The organism is Nostoc sp. GT001, assembly GCF_030382115.1.
Taxonomy (GTDB): domain Bacteria; phylum Cyanobacteriota; class Cyanobacteriia; order Cyanobacteriales; family Nostocaceae; genus Nostoc.
In genome coordinates this window covers 4,830,661-4,846,982 of record NZ_JAUDRJ010000003.1, presented here as the reverse complement: position 1 = coordinate 4,846,982, position 16,322 = coordinate 4,830,661, and the positions used below count along the sequence as shown (strand labels likewise).

The 16,322-nt window shown below is 41.2% G+C and carries 13 protein-coding genes; 4 read left to right on the top strand and 9 right to left on the bottom strand.

Translation table 11 applies throughout. From position 1 onward, the window contains the following. Positions 1-192: 192 nt before the first annotated feature. The 6 genes from QUD05_RS23500 to QUD05_RS23475 form a co-directional block, all read right to left on the bottom strand. Positions 193-1,626: a sensor histidine kinase gene (locus QUD05_RS23500; RefSeq protein ID WP_289798211.1), complete on the bottom strand. Its 1,434-nt coding sequence runs from the start codon at positions 1,624-1,626 to the stop codon at positions 193-195. A 740-nt stretch (positions 1,627-2,366) separates the two neighbouring features. Beyond that, complete coding sequence (locus QUD05_RS23495; protein WP_289798210.1) at positions 2,367-4,415, bottom strand: amylo-alpha-1,6-glucosidase; 2,049 nt, start codon at positions 4,413-4,415, stop codon at positions 2,367-2,369. A gap of 178 nt (positions 4,416-4,593) precedes the next feature. Beyond that, positions 4,594-5,235: a GNAT family N-acetyltransferase gene (locus QUD05_RS23490; protein WP_289798209.1), complete on the bottom strand. Its 642-nt coding sequence runs from the start codon at positions 5,233-5,235 to the stop codon at positions 4,594-4,596. 63 nt (positions 5,236-5,298) lie between these two features. Then, a complete protein-coding gene (locus tag QUD05_RS23485; RefSeq protein ID WP_289798208.1) occupies positions 5,299-6,111 on the bottom strand; it encodes a PD-(D/E)XK nuclease family protein in 813 nt (270 codons plus the stop codon). A gap of 89 nt (positions 6,112-6,200) precedes the next feature. After that, on the bottom strand, positions 6,201-6,422 hold the full coding sequence (locus QUD05_RS23480; protein ID WP_289798207.1) for a hypothetical protein: 222 nt from the start codon (positions 6,420-6,422) through the stop codon (positions 6,201-6,203). A gap of 82 nt (positions 6,423-6,504) precedes the next feature. Beyond that, positions 6,505-6,744, bottom strand: a complete 240-nt coding sequence (locus tag QUD05_RS23475; protein ID WP_289798206.1) for a hypothetical protein — start codon at positions 6,742-6,744, stop codon at positions 6,505-6,507. 649 nt (positions 6,745-7,393) lie between these two features. On the opposite strand from QUD05_RS23475, the gene QUD05_RS23470 reads away from it, so the two are divergent. Continuing rightward, on the top strand, positions 7,394-10,921 hold the full coding sequence (locus QUD05_RS23470; protein WP_289798205.1) for a WD40 domain-containing protein: 3,528 nt from the start codon (positions 7,394-7,396) through the stop codon (positions 10,919-10,921). A 63-nt stretch (positions 10,922-10,984) separates the two neighbouring features. On the opposite strand, the gene QUD05_RS23465 is transcribed toward QUD05_RS23470, so the two are convergent. The 3 genes from QUD05_RS23465 to QUD05_RS23455 all read right to left on the bottom strand — a co-directional run bounded on the left by QUD05_RS23465 (position 10,985) and on the right by QUD05_RS23455 (position 12,530). Beyond that, on the bottom strand, positions 10,985-11,188 hold the full coding sequence (locus tag QUD05_RS23465; RefSeq protein ID WP_289798204.1) for a hypothetical protein: 204 nt from the start codon (positions 11,186-11,188) through the stop codon (positions 10,985-10,987). Between the two features lie 10 nt (positions 11,189-11,198). Then, on the bottom strand, positions 11,199-11,762 hold the full coding sequence (def, locus tag QUD05_RS23460) for a peptide deformylase (protein ID WP_289798203.1): 564 nt from the start codon (positions 11,760-11,762) through the stop codon (positions 11,199-11,201). A gap of 480 nt (positions 11,763-12,242) precedes the next feature. Next, the gene (locus QUD05_RS23455; RefSeq protein ID WP_289798202.1) at positions 12,243-12,530 is read right to left on the bottom strand and encodes a Mo-dependent nitrogenase C-terminal domain-containing protein; all 288 of its coding nucleotides are present in this window, start codon (positions 12,528-12,530) and stop codon (positions 12,243-12,245) included. A gap of 373 nt (positions 12,531-12,903) precedes the next feature. On the opposite strand from QUD05_RS23455, the gene QUD05_RS23450 reads away from it, so the two are divergent. The 3 genes from QUD05_RS23450 (at position 12,904) to QUD05_RS23440 (ending at position 16,227) form a co-directional block, all read left to right on the top strand. Continuing rightward, positions 12,904-13,806, top strand: a complete 903-nt coding sequence (locus QUD05_RS23450; RefSeq protein WP_289798201.1) for a cell division protein FtsX — start codon at positions 12,904-12,906, stop codon at positions 13,804-13,806. 24 nt (positions 13,807-13,830) lie between these two features. Further along, a complete protein-coding gene (locus tag QUD05_RS23445) occupies positions 13,831-14,643 on the top strand; it encodes a DUF3598 family protein (RefSeq protein ID WP_289798200.1) in 813 nt (270 codons plus the stop codon). A 72-nt stretch (positions 14,644-14,715) separates the two neighbouring features. Next, positions 14,716-16,227, top strand: a complete 1,512-nt coding sequence (locus QUD05_RS23440; protein ID WP_289798199.1) for a BamA/TamA family outer membrane protein — start codon at positions 14,716-14,718, stop codon at positions 16,225-16,227. Positions 16,228-16,322: the final 95 nt, after the last annotated feature.

Here is a 16,322-nt window from a genome sequence, read left to right as displayed (position 1 = left end):
GGAATTCAGCAACGCCAAGTTTATCTGTAATCTGTACTATATCTGCAATAAAATCAAGAAATTGGGGATCTGAGTCTTGCAAATTTTACAAATCAGATAGAGCTACTATAGCAATCCTAAATCATTTGTGAAAAATTAGATCCCCGACTTCTTTGAGAAGTCGGGGATCTAAACACCGTGCATTTTTACAAATCAGATAGAGCTACTATATGTAGGTAAACTGATTGTAAACATACTCCCTTCTCCTAACTTTGATTCCACACTGACACTACCTCCCATACCTTCTACAAGAGTCTTAACAATCGATAAACCCAAACCACAACCCCCAGTAGTATGAGAGCGAGATTCATCTACACGATAAAATCTCTCAAATATCCGTGCTTGTTGTTGTAAAGGAATGCCATAACCTTTGTCACAAACTTGAATAATGGCTCGATCTTGAAGCCGATCTAACTTAAAAATTATCGGTGTATCAGCATCAGAATACTTAATGGCATTATCAATTAAATTTAATAATACTTGTTTCAAGCGACTATAATCTGCTTTTATCTCAATTGGATAAATTTCTGACTCGATTGTAATTGTGCGATCGCTATATTTTTTTGCCATCATGACAACTTCTTCAACCAAGTCATTTAGCACATAAGATTTCATTTGAAAATATAAGTAACCACTATCTGCACGTGCTAAATCAAGTAAATCTTGTAGCAGACGAATAGTGCGTTCAGCTTCCGATGCCGCAGTTTCTAAAGCTTCTTGTTGAGTTTGGGTTAAGTTATTCTGCCTTCGTAAGACGCTTTGCAAATAACCATGTACAATTGTCAAAGGTGTGCGTAATTCATGAGAAACATTACTGACAAATTCTCGTTCTTGCTCCCATGATTGGGAAAGGCGCGATAACAGCATGGTTAAAGTTTGAGCTAATTCTTTAACTTCACTGGGTGCATTATCAAGATATAGCTGCGCTTGTCCTAAATCTTCAGCGGAAATCACAGAAGCCATTTGATTTAGCTGACGCAGAGGTTGCAGAGAACGCTTAATATAAAGTGCGATCGCAGCAGTTAAAACAATAATTGCCAAAATACTAGTAATACCTAAACTCTGCACCATTACTACAAACATTCTCTGTTCGCGGGTAATATCCTTGACTACAAATAACTCACCTAATAATTTACCTTGCACTTGTACAGAACTACCACATAGAACAAAGTAGCTTTGGTTCACTTTGTAAACTTGTGGTTTAATCGGCATCTTAGTCAGGGTAATTAATTCAGCTACCGTAGTATCAGATAATAAATTCAAAGTGGTAGATTTTGCTAAAATTTTATTATCAGGACTTTTTAGCCATAATAATGTATTGGTATTTGCTAAATTATTAATAGCTTTTTGTAACCCAGTTTCAGGTTGCATCATTTCACTATAAATTTGTACATCTTGCGGCAAGCGCTTGGCAATTTGTTCTATATTATATTTATGACTATCAACTAAAATTTGCTGCATTTTCCAACTAGTCCATGTAGCAAGACTACCTAATACCAAAGCTGAAAATGATGCAATACCAACCGTGAGGCGTAATTGTAAGGAACATGGATCTATATTTATCCCAAGTTTGATGATTTGCTTCACTGTTCAGGTTGCGTTTTAGGTGTTTAATAAAGCTTGAAAAATAAAACAGGAGTCAGAATTCAGAATTCAGAATATTCTACCCATAAAGGGATAGAGTTTTAAGGCGAGAATATTTTAATTTTTTTCGCCCACTATTCCACTCGCTTTTAAGCAATATTCAGACCTTGCAGACTCGCTTTACGCGTCGCTATCACCCACTCGTACATAATTCATGCTGAATTCTGACTCCTGAGTTCTGAATTCTTCTCATAAAATCAGACTGCTAAATGTAAAGTTACTGTTAACCGCTACATCTTTAGTTATAGCTGATTTTAACTTACCTCTGTTGCATACCTACAGTGAAAAGTGCAGCCATTCCAAAAAGATTGCTAAATATTTTTATTTAATTGCCATCTCAAATCCGCGAATTTTTATCTAATAATAATCTAAATGCATTTACTAGTAATTAAATTAATTTCTGCTGAGAATTACCTTAAAATTTTTAATCCTCGAAATTGATTCCGAGGCGGGGTGGTAACAACAAGCCTTTGTCACTATTTAGAGAGAATCAGATTTGGATGTCGGTTGTCTATTTGCCTTCGATCATCATTCCTGACGCCATATTTTCCTCCTAACACTAAAGCGTGTCTATAAACTTTTGAGGATTACTTCAGCATTACGTCTTTCCTCTTCTGAAGGATGTTAATTTCTTAAAAATTCTTGACAAAATCGACTTTGTAGATAGAACACGGTTCGGCATATCAACTCATTGTCGCAAACCAAGCACGCAAAACCTCTGCCACTGTCCACGCTTGGGCAATGCATCCCCGTGGAGTCATGGGGGCATCACCATCAAAAATTTCGCTGAGACTGCCAACACCGTGTGCAGTCAAATGATTAGCCATTGGTTCCAAAAATTGACGAGCCTGTTCGGGATTTTTGTAGACGCGCAGGTGTGCTAAGACGAACGGCCCCAACAACCAACCCCAAACTGTCCCTTGGTGGTAGGCTCCATCACGTTGATACTGATTACCACCGTATTTACCCTGATACTGAGGATGATCGGGGGAAAGCGATCGCAATCCATAAGAAGTCAGCAGCGATCGCCCGCAAGCTTCCACCACACCCCTTTGCTGAGAAGGTGTGAGCGGACTTTCTGGTAATGAAACAGCAAATATTTGATTAGGTCGCAACAACCCATCATCACCATCAGGACTGTCTAAAACGTCATAGCAATAACCTGTCTCTTCATTCCAGAAGCGAGAAAATCTATACTTTGCCCGCTCTGCCATTGCCTCATACTCTTGGTGTGGTTTCCCAAGTTGACGGGCAAACTTTGCCATTGTCCGTAAAGCATTATACCAGAGGGCATTAACTTCAATCGGTTTGCCAATTCGGGGCGTAACTACCCAATCATCAACTTTGGCATCCATCCAGGTCAGCTGTACACCAGCAACGCCTGCATACAGTAAGCCATCGGCGGCATCGAGGTGGATGTTGTAACGTGTACCGCGACAGTGCCAATCAATGATGTCTGCAAGTATGGGAAAGAGTTCACCAAGCAAGGTATCATCGTCTGTAGCGCTGTAGTAGACGCGGACTGCCTCAAAATACCAGAGAGTAGCATCGACTGTATTATATTCTGGTTGCTCCCCCGCATCGGGAAAGCGATTAGGTAACATTCCCTGGTCTACGTATCTGGCAAAGGTGCGAAGAATTGAGCGTGCTAACTCTGGACGACCAGTGGAAATTGTCAAACCAGGTAGACTAATCATCGTGTCGCGTCCCCAGTCGCTAAACCAGTGATAACCAGCGATAATGGTTTTGCCGTAGGGGTCTTCTGGCAATGAGCGATCGACAATAAACTGGTCAGCAGCTAGTACTAGATGGTTGATCCAGCTAGGTGATTCCTTAGTTTTCAGGGGTCGATTAGTTTTCCAAAATCCTGTTAACTTCTGCTCTTGAGCGCGACGTAACTTTAGTGCCGCTTCACCATTGAGATTTGGTTGTTTTTCTGTGCTGGCTACAATGGCGTAGGCGCAGCCCGTCGTAGACATCGCTTCCCCAGGATTCAGTGTAACTTCAAAGGTGGCGGCGTGGAGGTGGTCTTCTTTATCTCTCAATCCCCGATAGCGTTCAACTGCTAAGTCAAAGCCATGATACCAATTGTGGACAACAGATACACTAGGGCGTGAAGCGTTGCGTAGCTTGCCGCCGTAGGCATCGCCTTTAGGTGAATCACTCAGTAGATATAGTGGTACAGCACCCGGATAAGCAGTTACACAAATTCCCTGTTCCACCTCCTCAACAGACATCTGCCAACCATTGCTTTGAGTGTCGCTGTGATAATCGCGGTAGTTGACTATTGCTTTGAGCGTTAACTTTAGCGGTTGACTAGCACGACGCAAAGTATATTGGACATAAGTTGTGTTTGCGCCTTGTTGCATCCACACCCGTTTTTCTAGTAAGGCATCGGCAATAGCAAAATGCCATACAGGAATTGTACCTTCCAGAGAAAAACGTTCAATATGCTGATAACCGTGCGGATTGACAATACCATCTGCCCAACGATTGGTGTCTAGAGAATAAGAGCGAGTATCGTACAGGACAGTTTCATCTAGTTTTGCCAGCATTAAAGTGCGACCCAAAGGTGGTTTTAATGCTGCTACCAGTAGTCCGTGATAGCGGCGAGTCAACAAACCAGCCACAGTCCCAGAGGCGTAACCACCAATACCGTTAGTAACTAACCACTCCCGCGATTCTGCAATCTCAAGATTGCCGCAGATTTCCCGCCCAAATTCTATACACATAAGTCACGCCACTTTGCTCTAAATTCAAAATTAACAATCGCTATCATGCTTTTCTCTCTGCGTTTTCTATGCATCTACGGGTTGAAAGTAATTTATTGAACCACAGAGGCACAGAGAACACGGAGAAACTATCGTCCCAAAATTTTACCCACCTTGAAAGGGCTACTCCTAACAAAAGTTAGGTTGGAGATTGCTCCTCAGTGATTGGAGATTCATTCGCTAGAGGATTGAGAACGACTTCATTAGCTACACTATCAGCTTTCCGGGCACGAATTGCTGGACGCGATCGCTTGTAATCAGCTCTTTCAGCTTTTTGGTGTTCGTAATCAATCAATCTGCCATAATATTCATGCTTGCTTAAATTCATCGACAAGAAAATATGCTGGCGAGTATTACCAAAACCTTTGCGACTAAAAAACTTTAATGCTGAAGTATTGGTAGGGTCAGTGTCTACCAACATGAAGCGCGCCCCATCTTCAATCATCCGGGCGACGACTTTATCAACCAACTTGTCTGCAACTCCCCGACGCTGATATTTCGGGCTAACTCCCAGCCATAAAATATATCCATAAGTCCAGGATGCTTTGGTGATGATAGTTCCTAAAATGAATCCTGCTAATTCTCCGTCTGTTTCAGCCACAAGACAGTATTCTGGATCGGTGTTGTAAAGTCCAATCACCTCCCATTCATCCCAGGTTCGGTATAAATAAGGGTATAAATCGCTGGTAAATAAGCTTTCTCCCAAGTGATAAACGGGAGCAATGTCATCAATTCCTAATTCGCGTACATAAATTGCTTCAGTTTCGTCAAAGGTTGACATAAATTTACATAATTTTAAAAGTTATAACTTCTTTATACCCCGATTGGATTTTACAAACATCCTCTAATGTATAGGGTTGAGTGAGACTTCTTGAATACTGTCAAAATTTGGCAATGAGTCTTTCACTGCTTCTTCATTAACTTGTATGCGATCGCACCGTTTGGCAAACTGACAATAATCACAGTTTTTACTACCCTCCACCACTTGCGGAAACTGCTGGTTATTTTGGTAATTTTCCAGCCAATTAGTTAACTGACTTAATAGTTGATTAAGTTTCTTTCCTGTTTGTGCGTGTTGAGTAGTACTGTAATTAAATTTAATATTTTGCGGTTTACCCTCAGATTGGACAAACCAATAAGTCATAGAAATCTTTTCTGGCAAATAGTCGCTAGTTTCTGCCAATACATATAGATAAAGCCGTGTTTGCCAGTTGGATTCTAACTTGCGTTTATTGGGTGGTTTAGGATAAGTTTTCCAGTCGAGAATTTGCGCTTGTTGGTTATCTGCAATCAATAAATCATAGATAACTGTGAGCAAATAATCCTGAACTTGCAGAGTGCGGTAGTGTTCGCTTTCACGGAAAGTTTGATTATCAGATGCAGCCGTTAAAATTTCTGGTGCTGCATCAGCAAAACCCAGCATCCAGCTTTGCAGTTGAGCATCTGCTTCTAGGAAACTATCAATTGGCAAACCCATTTCTCGCTGCTGCATTAGCAAGTGAAAACGACTACCCAGAGTTTGCCGTTCTTCTTGTTCTGGATTTGAGGGAGAATTAAGTTTTTCGAGATAGGTATGTTGAAATTTACGCGGACAAGCTTCTAGTAAGTTAAGTTGTCCTTGAGAAAGTCGCAATAGTTGAGTGGGAGTTGACAGCATTCTTCTATTTTAGAAGTAAATTATAATCTGCAACTCACCTTTGGTAGACTATCAGTAAAAAACAGGTATTTTTACTGCCTTCACGTCTGCTATTTCAACTCGTCTCGATCTACCTCATCCTGGCGATCGGAATGTTTACTTTTTCCTTGGGACTTGATTGAGCCAAAGCTGTAGGCTATGGCTATTTTAACGATGTCAAAATATGCCGGGTGATTAGCTTTATTAACGATCGCTAAAGAAATTGACCCTGCCACTAAGATGATTAAAAGTGGCGAAAGTGTTTCTACCCCAGAGCCGTTGTTGTTAGGCATGATATCACTCTCCAAGTGAAAAGATTACGAAGCCTTTGGCTGACCTTCACTCAGCTAAAGGCTATTTATGGTCAATAGAGCGTTAACCCCAAGACTCAAACATCATGGCGATCGCAAATAGACAGACTAAAAAAATCGCTATCCTCGTAATCCATGACCGTAGACTTGCCGATAAAAGCATCCCAACGATCGCATTTGCCTCAAAAGTGTGAGACACAACAAAGGCTATTCCCAGCCCCAGCAGCCCCAGCAGAAAATATTTGAATCCTATACAAAACCACTTGAACAACAGATTATCGTTATCTTTGAGACTGGGTTTCATAGTTTTTTCCTGTTTTGAAAGTTGAATCTAGGTAGCAGTTTGCGCTCCCCCGACCACACTAAGGAAACAGCGAATCTCCACAGTTTTGCTCCCACCAAGTCAAGGTAGACAAAAGTCCTACTCCTGAGTGGAGTGGGAATACCAACAAAGGTGGTTTTGATATTTGCGGCTGATGAAAAATTAAGCTCTTTGATGAATTACCAGGGCAATCTGGATATCAAAAATTAGGCGTTCAATGCGCGTAGCAGCACAGAACGCGCATTACGCGCATTGAACCCTCGAAATTCCTACACGCAATTTGTATGCCTTTTTCAGAATTTGCAGTTCCAGTCTTTGCCTTTATGTATTACTCACTAAGTTTCTTTAATTCACCCGTAACCTTACTAAGTCACTGTGGTTTCTACTGTTAAACTCACTATAAAGTAACTAAGTTACTTAGGTCAAGGTAAACTATAAAGAAAATTATCTAAATAGCATAAGATACTATAAAAATGCCTGAAATATCTGGCTAAAGAGGGAAAAGAAAATCAGAAAAACTGTCCCTTATTCGCTGTCCCCTGTTCCCTTCGTCAATGAATGCTCACTTGTTGCAGGAAGATTGACTCACATAGTGAGCTAACATTGGTGTGTAGTGTGTTTTTGTGTGAGTATGAGTGTCATTCCCGAAAACCTTCTTTTGGCTTTAGCCGAAAAACGGCGCTTGTCTAGCAGCGAGATAGAGGTGTTTTTACACGCTGTTGAGGGACAATCGCCAAATGCGATCGCGAAAACATTGGCAATCAGTGCCGAGGCAGTACGCAAAAGATTGAGCGAAGTTTACAAGAAATTTAATGTTACTGGTAGTGGCCCAGGTAAGCTCACTAAGTTACAGCAAGTTATAGAATCTGAGTATCAAGCATCTTCAGACAATGAGAAATCCATTGCCCAAAACCGCCAAGATTGGGGTGAAGCGCCTGGTGTCTGCTTTTTTCGGGGACGCATAGCAGAATTGTCTCAGTTAACGCAGTGGCTCATTAAAGATAACTGCCAACTAGTGGCAATATTGGGAATGGGCGGAATCGGCAAAACTGCTTTATCTGTGAAATTGGCAAAGGAAGTTCAGGAAAATTTTGAGTACTTGATTTGGCGAAGTCTCCGCAATGCGCCACCTGTTGCAGAGATGTTGGCAAGCCTAATCGGGTTTTTGTCTGATGAGAGAGAAACAGATTTGCCAGAAAGCGTAGATGGTAGAGTAACGCTGCTGATGAATTATTTACGAGAGCATCGTTGTCTTGTGGTATTTGATAACACAGAGACAATTTTACAAGAAGGCGATCGCGCCGGACAATATAGACAAGAATATGAAGATTATGGTCAACTACTTAGTCGGGTAGGGGAAGAACCACATCAAAGCTGTTTGGTGCTGACATCTCGTGAAAAACCAAAAGAATTTGCTCCTTTAGAGGGAGAAGCATCACCAGTCAGAACACTATCGTTACTCGGCTTAGAAAAAACAGAAGGGCAAGAAATTCTCCAAGATAAAGGGTTATTTGGTTCACCACAAGAATGGGCCAAGCTAGTTGAGAAGTATTCCGGCAATCCTTTGGCATTAAAGCTAGTTTCTGAGCCAATTCGGGAGTTATTTGGTGGTGATATTGCTGCTTTTCTGGCTGAAGGAGAGATAATTTTTGGCGACACCCGGAATTTACTAGACCAGCAATTTGAGCGATTGTCAGAGATCGAAAAAGAAATAATTTATTGGCTAGCAATCAAGCGCGAGTTAGTTTCTCTAGACGAATTGCTCAATGATATTGTGCGTCCCTTGACCAAAAGGGAAGTGATGGAGGCGCTAGAATCTCTACGGAGGCGATCGCTAATTGAACAAAGAACAGCACTTTTCACCCTCCAATCTGTGGTTATGGAATATATCACCGACCAACTGATTGAACAGGTTTGTGACGAAATTACCACTTGTAATATTAGACTATTTATCAGCCATGCTTTAATGGAAGCGACGGCCAAAGATTATATTAGAAACACTCAGATTACCCTGATTATTAAACCAATTATAGATAGGTTATCAACTATTTTTAGATATGCTAAAAATCTTGAACATCATCTATATCAAATTTTATTGTCCCTGCGACAAACTCCCCAAACAGCAGGATATGCAGGTGGAAATCTGTTAAATATTCTTTGTCAACTACAAACTGATTTTAGCGGCTATGACTTTTCAAATCTGACCATTTGGCAAGCATATTTACAAAGTGTAAATTTGCATCGGGTGAATTTTGCCAATACCGATTTAGCTAAATGCGTTTTTGCAGAAACATTAGTTAGTATTTCGTCAGTTGCATTTAGCCCGGATGGAAAACTTTTGGCTACGGGTGATGCTGATGGCAAAACTTACTTGTGGCAAGTTGACGATGGAAAGCTACTGTTTACCTGTATTGGACATAGCAGTTGGGTAAAATCAGTTGCTTTCAGTCCCGATGGTCAAACTTTAGCTAGTGGCAGTGATGACCAAACAGTGAAATTATGGGATGTTCGTGATGGTAAATGCCTGAAAACCTTGCACGGACATAGTAATTGGGTTAGGTCAGTTGCCTTTAGTCCTGATGGTCAAACGTTGGCTAGTGGCAGTGAAGACCAAACAGTAAAGTTATGGAATGTCCACATCGGCAAATGTCTGATAACTTTGCAAGAGAACACCAATCGAATTATGTCAGTTGCCTTCAGTCCCGATGGTCAAACTTTGGCTAGTTGCAGTGAAAAGCAAACAGTGAAGTTATGGGATATTCGTGATGGTAAATGCCTGAAAATTTTGCAGGGACATAGCAGTTGGGTAAGATCGGTTGCTTTTAGTCCCAATGCTGAAATTTTAGCTACTGGCAGTGACGACCAAACCGTAAAATTATGGGATCTTCGTGATGGTAAATGTCTGAAAACCTTCCAGGGACATACTAATCGGGTATGGTCGGTTGCCTTTAGTCCCGATGGCCAAACTTTAGCTAGCGGTGGTGACGACCAAACCGTGAAATTATGGGATCTTCGTGGTGGTAAATGTCTAAAAACCTTCCAGGGGCATACCAATCGGGTAAGGTCAGTTGCTTTCAGTCCCGATGGTCAAACTTTAGCTAGTGGTAGTGAAAACCAAACAGTGAAGTTATGGAATGTCCAGGATGGTAAGTCCTTGACAACCTTGCAGGGACATAGCAATCGGGTAAGGTCAGTTGCCTTTAGTCCCGATGGTCAAATTTTAGCTAGTGGTAGTGAGAAGCAAACAGTGAAATTATGGGATGTCCGTAACGATAAGTTTCTCAAAATTTTGGAGGGGCATAACAGTTGGGTACGGTCAATTGCCTTCAGTCCTGATGGTCAAATTTTAGCTAGCGGCAGTGAAAAGCAAACAATTAAATTATGGGATGTTCAGACGGGGCAATGCCTGAAAAAATTGCAGGAACATACCAATCGAATTAGATCGGTTGCTTTTAGTCCAAATGGTGAAATTTTAGCTAGCGGCAGTGACGACCAAACGGTGAAATTATGGGATATCTACACCGGAAAATGTCTCCAAACCTTGAAAGGGCATACCAGTTGGGTAAGATCGGTTGCCTTTAGTCCCGATGGTCAAACTTTAGCTAGTGGCAGTGAAAACCAAAGAGTCAGGTTATGGGATATTTATACAGGAAAATGTCTCCATATTTTGGAGGGGCACAGCAATCGGATCAGATCGGTTACTTTCAGCCCAGATGGCCAAACTTTAGCTAGTGGCAGTGATGACCAAACAGTGAAGTTATGGGATGTTTTCATGGGCAAGTGCTTCACAACCTTGCAAGAACATACTAATCGAATTTGGTCAGTTGCCTTTAGTCCCGATGGTCAGACTTTAGCTAGTGCCAGTGAAGACCAAACGATAAAATTATGGGATGTCTATAATGGCAAGTGCCTGAAAATTTTGCAGGGGGCTAATTGGGTAAAGTCAGTTGCCTTTAGTCCCGATGGTCAAACTCTGATTTGTGGTAGCCAAGATGAGACAATTAAGCTTTGGGATGTATCGACGGGTAATTGCCTAAGAATACTGCGATCGCCACGACCTTATGAAAAAATGAATATCACCGGGGTTACAGGATTAACCGCAGCGCAGTTAGTGACGCTCAAAGCTTTAGGCGCAGTGGAAAATGGAGAGCAAAAATAAAAGGTAAAAGAATGAATTTTGCCTTTTTCCTTCATCCTTTTACCTTTTTTATGTACCTGATGCTTATTTCATGTTAGCCCGTGCGTCCTTCACTGCGGCAAAGAAAAATAATCCGGTGAGTGGAATGCTTAATACCAGGATAATTGCCGTGGCTGTCACACCAAAGTCTGGTTGTCCGTAACCGAGTTCAAAAATCGAACCAACGGCTGCGATCGCACTTACACAAGAACCACCGAGAAATAAACTGCTTTTTGGAGTTAAATACACTATTGCCCCCCTATGCTATTGGTTTCACCGCTTGATACGAGAAGCCATTCTTAGATAGCTCCTGGGCTAAAGTCAAGGAGTTTTCTACACGGTCTACAAATACCACGCCGTTAAGGTGATCCATCTCGTGCTGAATGCATCGTCCCAGGAGGTCATTAGCCTTCAATGTCCGAGGACGACCGTACTCGTCTTTATAGGCGATTTCCACGACTTCGGGGCGCTTCACGTCTAAATATACGTTGGGAATACTTAAGCATCCTTCTTGGGCAACAGAGGTATCGCGGCTGACTTGTTTAATGGTGGGGTTAATCAACACCAAAGGCTGATTAGCTGCGTTATCTGGTTCCAGGTCGATGACAATTAATTGTTTGTGAATTCCTACTTGGGGTGCAGCCAAACCAATGCCATCATTGCTGTACATAGTTTGCAGCATTTCACGCACTATTTGGCGAAGTTCGTCATCAACTTTAGAAATCCGCTTTGCAGCTTGACGCAGCACGCGATCGCCTAAATAATGAAGCTCCAATGGTGGATTTTTTAACTTTTTTTTCTCGACAGCAATTTCAGAGGGCATGAGTCTCGATGGCTAGATGGTGAAAATTCCTACTATTTTCATTCTATCAATCTCAGTTAGAGGATGTTTAAAAAGTCCTGGAGTATACCAAAAACCCATTTGCCATTTCTCTTTTTGCTTGCCTAACGGCAGACTGATGCCAAGAGGGAGAGGCTGTGAAACCCTTACTTTATCCTCAGTAAGGTTTGCTAGGGGGTTAAGTCTCCGAGGTTGTATTGTTAGCAATAATACTTTTTAAACATCATCTTAGACGTAGTACCAATCTCCAAAATAATTAGTGTGAAGTCACGTTGCACCATACTTGAAGCGATCCTTTTATCGAGGCTGACATCATTCAACAGTACTTTTAAAGGTGAAATTGATTGTCAGTCGTTCACCAGCCTATTTCTGATTCACATCTGATTGCAACTAGGATTCCTATACAATTTTTCTTAGTAAAAAGATTTTTCCAATCTATTTTTGATTGATGGAAACCTATGTTTAGCAATATTTTCTGGCATCCTCACCACATTCATTGACTAAATATAATAAACACTTAAAACGAAGACCAACTATCTGTTCATAAAGAGGGTTCAATTTACATAAAGGTGGAATGTGAAGCAGAGTCCGACCGAAAAGTTTAACAGTTCTTTCAAAAGGGCAATTGGAAGGAATTATTTTGCACAATAGTCTGGCTAGATTAGAATTATGTATTTCTACGGACTCAAGCTGATAGCGGATCTGGTTTAAGAAGCTATTGTCCAAATTGGCTTTATTTAATGAGTTCATGGTTCAACTTTCCTTCCATCAATCTGTTTCTCCCTATCAAATTACTACGATCCCCAGAGAAAAACATCGTATAAATACTAAACTATTTCCCCACTTTTTTGAGGTCAGTTTAAAGAACCGTAGAATTGCTTAGACACTAGAACAGCTAGCCAATTACTATCAATAACTGTTAAAAGCAATAGTGAATATATCTGTGGCAAATGGCATGAATATCAGGTAAATGGTCAAGGCAGCAGGAAGGAAGTAGCAATAGATAAAAGCTGATGTATTGGCAAACTTTGCACCATTGACTATAAATAGTGGTGTTATTGACGCAAAGACGCAAAGGCTGAACTTATTGCTTTGGCGTTAAGTTCAAATTTTGAGGTGATGTGTGTTTAAATCTTTCACGAAGCTTGACTATCTGCTGAAAGAAACTTTCCTCGGTTTACTGCGGGGAGGTTGGATGAATTGGGCTGCTGTCAGTACTGTGACGGTGTTACTGTTTTTATTCGGCTTGAGTTTGCAAACCTCTTGGCAAGTCGAAAAACTTCTCTATCAGTTTGGTAGCCAGCTAGAAGTATCAGTTTATCTCGAACCGGATACGCAAATCGAAAGTATTGAGCCACTAATCGCAAAAATGCCAGAGGTGGCGGCAATAAAAAGCATTACCAAAGAAGAAGCTTGGACTAAGTTAGTTAAGGAAATGAGAATTTCTGATATTGAGGGTGCTACCCAGCAGCTAGGTGAGAATCCTCTGGTTGATGAGATGAAGGTGAAAGCACGTAATTCTCAAGTTGTACCAACCTTAGCAACACAGTTGGCTAAATTACGAGGAGTTGAGACGGTGCAGTATGTCGATGAAGCAGTTAAACGCATTGCCCAGTTGCATCGGGGTCTGAACTGGATTACTTTAACAATTACGATGATTCTGACTTTAACAGCGATCGCAGTGACTACCACCACAATTAGGCTGATTGTCATGGCGCGTCGCCAAGAAATTGAAATTATGCAATTAGTGGGAGCGACTTCTGTTTGGATTTACCTCCCGTTTATTCTACAAGGAATTGCCTTTGGTTTGGTTGGTGGTGCGATCGCTTGGAGTTTCATTTCTGTGATTCAACAGTTTCTCGGTAAGTTGCTAGTCAATCAACCTGAGTTTATCCAAGTCATCACCAACAGAGTGCAACTCACTCCAGCAGAAATTTTATTATTGCCCCTGATTCTTTTGAGTTTCGGTGCAGGTGTAGGATTAATGGGGAGCTTATTTGCTGTCCGACGTTTTGCTAAAGGATAGTCATTGACAAATGACAAATGACAAATGACAAAATCACAATGGGAATGTTTTTTGCAGAATCTCGGTGTTTGGGAAGGTTCATTTACGAATTTTTCTCCCCAAGGAACACTTTTGAATGATACTCCTAGTCGTCTTTCCCTAGAACATTTGAATAATAGCCAGAAAGTGCGCCTAACTCTGAGCCGTTCGGGACAAGATGTAATCAGAGACTTTAATACCGTGGGAGGGGGTCTGCTATTTTTTGAAAATGGTTCATTTTCTGAAGGTTTAATTCAGCTAGGGCCATTTTCCGAATTTGGTGGAGAACTCGCTTTTGTTCATGAAAATCGTCGCTTGCGTCTAGTGCAACTGTTTGATAATACTGGTCAGCTAAAGGAATTAATCTTAATTCGAGAACATCTCTCTGGAACCCCAGCAGATGAACGTCCAACTTTACAGATAAATGATTTGTTGGGAGAATGGCAAGGTCAAGCAGTAACAATATATCCAGATTGGCGATCGCCTGATACTTACTCTACAACTTTAAAATTACAACTAGATGAGACTGGGCGATTAATTCAAAGTACCTCTTTTGGCGATCGCACAATTACCTCAACTGCTACCATCAAAGGCCCCATTGTTCTCTTTGACCAAGATCCCCAAAAGCAGGTGCAAGTATTATTTTTACCAGATGGCGCTTCTGCGACATCACCTGTCAAAGTGCAGTTACGCCAACCATTTTTTATCGAAGCGGGTTGGTTAATCCAGCCAAACCTGCGCCAAAGGATGATTCGCAGTTACAACGAGAAAGGCGAATGGGTTAGTTTGACATTAGTTACTGAAGAAAGAAAGCTTTGATCTCGTGTCCACTTGATTACTTGTCAAATATTTAACTGTTGCCAAAATGTGGGTAATGACAAAGCTTTATTTATGTATATTCAAATAGCTGTAGTTGCGATCGCAGTCATCTTAATAGCTGGAGAAAATCTAGANGGCGTTGCAGACTCGCAATCTTCTACTGAAGATGGCCCTAGTAGTATTGTGGCAACAAAACCAACTTTAGAGATAGAAGGAGGGTATGCAAAATATGGTGACTATATCGGATTAACTCCAGTAGATAATCAGTCTACCGAGTTTTCTCAAAGAATTGTCAAAGACATCCAAATTCGTTTTGTTAATAACAAAGATCAATTGCTCAATGACAAAGGTCAGCCGATCAAAGGACGTACTCAAAAAGAGTTTATCATTGGTCTGCTGAAACTAAAACCGGGTCAGGTATTCCGTGAAGATTTACTAGCAGCAGACTTGCAACGATTGCGGAGATTAGAGTCATTTAATGAAGTCAATGTTTATCGACAAGAAGATGCCAATAGCGTTAATCTTATCTATGAAATTAAAGAGCGTAACTTCCCTTCTCTAATTTTAGGAGGTGGTAACAACGACGATGTTGGATTATACGGTCGGGTGGGTTATAGAGATGAAAATATCAGCGGTCTTAACGATAAATTAGATACAACTGTGCAAATCAGCGGTAAAGATGTCCAATTTAATGGTCAGTTTACTAGTCGTTATCGTCCTCAAGAACCAAACCGCTTAGGCTACAGCATCAGAGCTTTTCGTACTCGTAATACATCAGGAACTTTCAACGACGATATCAGATTGTCTAACGGTGACAAGGTACGCGAGGGAAGGTTTGGCGGTTCTGTAGGGGTTTTACGATCTTTTGATCAGTGGGATGCAGCTATAAGTTTGAACTATACCAGAATTAGCCTACGCGATCGCGACTATAAAGTTTCACAGGTTGATAGTTTAGGGAATCCTTTATCTCTTAGCGGTACTGGTATTGATGACTTATTTACAGTATTATTTTCTGTATCCAAAGATCAACGCGATCGCCGAGAAAATCCGACTCAAGGATCGATTCTCACTCTCAGCACAGAACAAGCAATTCCGATTGGATTGGGTAATATTTCTAGCAACCGCCTACAGGGAGATTATATTCAGTATTTACCAGTCAGTTGGATCGGTAATGGTAGACCAACTGACAATCCAGAAATGTTGGCGATTAATTTCCAAATTGGTACGACTATTGGAGACTTTCCACCAGCTGATGCTTTTAATATTGGTGGACTAGATTCTGTTCGGGGTTACGGTTATGGAAAAGTTGCCAGTGGTCGGAGTTATGGTTTAGCTTCTGTGGAATATCGTTTCCCAATTTCTTACTCAATCGGGGGAGTTCTTTTTACTGACTTCGCCTCAGATTTCGGGTCTAGCGAAACCGTGCTAGGAGAACCAGGAGTGCTACGAGATAAACCCGGAAGTGGCTTTGGTTACGGCTTAGGATTGCGTGTTAAGTCATCCTTTGGGCTGATTCGAGGTGATTTAGGAATTAGCGATCGAGGAGAACTGAGATTTGAAGTGACTACAGGTCAGCGATTTTAACGGGTGGCGGAAAAGTTCTAAAAAACTACTGATGATTGCTTAATAACACACTCAGAGCTATTTGAGTGTGTCTAGTCCAAAAGGACATAATCAAG